The organism is Gluconobacter sp. Gdi (assembly GCF_014132155.1).
Taxonomy (GTDB): Bacteria; Pseudomonadota; Alphaproteobacteria; order Acetobacterales; family Acetobacteraceae; genus Gluconobacter.
On the sequence record NZ_BLJQ01000036.1, the window covers coordinates 1 to 1904 of the forward strand.

The following is a 1904-nucleotide window of genomic DNA, read 5'->3' on the forward strand; positions in this document are numbered from 1 at the left end:
TGGATCCGACGGTCTGACAGCAGGAGCGCTGCCTCCTTCGGAGATCTGAGGAATGAGGATGATCGATCCAGGACCGGCTGAAGGGCTCAGTCAGGTCGGAGCTTTGGGCTTGCCCTTGCTGTCGAGGATCTGCACGCCACTGTCTGCGCCGGCCTTTTTCAGAAGTGGCGCCTCAGCCCGCGTTGTCATGACGGCCGTGAGCCCGATCCTGTACATGGCGGCGGCATATTTCTGCTCGAAGGCCAGAAAACTCAGAAGCTGATACGGCCTGACCCAAAGAGATCCGGGAGCCGGAGGGGCAATCCGGGACCGCAGGAAGCCGCAGACATTCAGCAGCACCGAGGCCAGAACAAGAAACATACCAACCCAGAACAGGACCTGCGGCGGGAGCAGTCCGAGAAGATCAGACATCTGCATAGCTCTTCCCCATCACTGTCCGCTTGCCCAGGAACACATCCCGCTCATAAGCGCGGCGATTGGTCAGGCCGGCCAGCTCGACCAGATGGCCTTTCACGGTTGCCTTGTTCCAGCGTGGTAGCTCATTGGCCGCGCCGGCATAATCTCCGGCATTCAGCTTGCGTAGGAGCGTGGAGCTTTCCACGGCTGGTGTGCCGACATTGTATTGCCAGGACAGGAGTGCCGCCCGCTGGATATCCGAGAGCGGAACCTTGACCAGGCGCGACAGGGTCGCGTCATAGGTCATGACTGACTGGAGCAGCAGGCTTGCTGCGTCCGCTTCACTGATGGGCGGCGTTCTGGCCGTGACGGGCTTTCCGGATTTCAGCCAGCGACTACCATAACCAATCGTCCAGCAGCCGGCAGGGCAGACATAGGGCTTCGACCGGAATCCTTCGAAACCGGGCAGCTTCAGGAGCGTCGTGGCCAGCACGACGGCAGTTTCATTCATGGGATTTTTCCATAAAAAAAGCCGCCCAGTTGGGCGGCTTTGCTAGCGTGGAACTAATAACATTCAGGTATCGAACGTTATTCTATCATTGTTCGAGTTCACCCAGATTTTTGGATCAGTTACCGTGAGAGTGATCGGTCCGCTTTTGGCCCCCTGCAAAATACAGGTTTGATTGCCGCCAGCCAGCAAATCACGCATTTTGAACGAACCCGACCGCACTACGCGTCCATTAAAAATGTAGTTCGTAAAAACTACTTTCTCTGTTGTTTTAAATGGACGCCCTTTTCGATGATTCCAAACCTTCATCAGATACGTCTTTCCGGGAAGTAATTTATTACCATCAATTACAGACATGACTTCATATTTCTCTAATAGTTTAACCCTTAACTTCACTATCAATTCGATATTTTTATGTCAAACAGTGTCACTAATTTCCAATCGACACCACGAGATGGACCAAACCGGTCCCAGCAATGGATGTGCCGAGGGTAATTAATGCAGTCACCACGGACCGCGCCCCGAACAGCCGGTCCAGCTTGCCGTTGATCTGTGAATTGCTGGTTTCCATCGCCTTGGCCAAGGCTTTGATTTCACTGCGAAGCGCTGCAATTTCCGTGCGAACCTCGGCCCGCAGATCGGATTGCTTGTCATCCAGGCCGGCCAGCATGGTTTCCAGCTGAAGCACGCGATCTTCTAGGATACGCATCGGCGAAAGCGGCGCGGGGTATGTGTCAGGCATGATTTTTCCATAAAAAAAGCCGCCCGCAGGCAGCTGTCAGAGAACGTCTAGAACTGTTGAGGACCTGCGATCAGGCTGCGACGCTGTCAGGTGGCACGGGCAGCGCCACACTGGCCGTATCTGCCCCGGTGGCGATGGCCCGCAGCGCCTTAAGATAGATGGTCCAGGTCTCGGGCGGCGTTTCGCCCAGGCAGCCGTAATCCGCCCACATCTTTGAAGAGGCGGCGTCAAACAGATCCTGCGCTTTTTGCGCCAGCG

At 55.6% G+C, this 1904-nt stretch carries 4 protein-coding genes and 1 pseudogene; all 5 read right to left on the reverse strand.

All coding sequences use genetic code 11. From position 1 onward, the window contains the following. Nucleotides 1-90: 90 nt before the first annotated feature. Complete coding sequence (locus JN414_RS16255; protein WP_202208855.1) at nt 91-411, reverse strand: hypothetical protein; 321 nt, start codon at nt 409-411, stop codon at nt 91-93. Then, nucleotides 404-907, reverse strand: a complete 504-nt coding sequence (locus tag JN414_RS16260) for a lysozyme (protein ID WP_202208857.1) — start codon at nt 905-907, stop codon at nt 404-406. The genes JN414_RS16255 and JN414_RS16260 overlap by 8 nt, the downstream gene beginning before the upstream one ends. 63 nt (nt 908-970) lie before the next feature. Further along, complete coding sequence (locus JN414_RS16265; protein WP_202208858.1) at nt 971-1261, reverse strand: hypothetical protein; 291 nt, start codon at nt 1259-1261, stop codon at nt 971-973. 73 nt (nt 1262-1334) lie between these two features. After that, on the reverse strand, nt 1335-1646 hold the full coding sequence (locus JN414_RS16270; protein ID WP_202208860.1) for a hypothetical protein: 312 nt from the start codon (nt 1644-1646) through the stop codon (nt 1335-1337). A 70-nt stretch (nt 1647-1716) separates the two neighbouring features. Next, a pseudogene (locus tag JN414_RS16275) lies at nt 1717-1904 on the reverse strand (hypothetical protein); the annotation flags it as partial.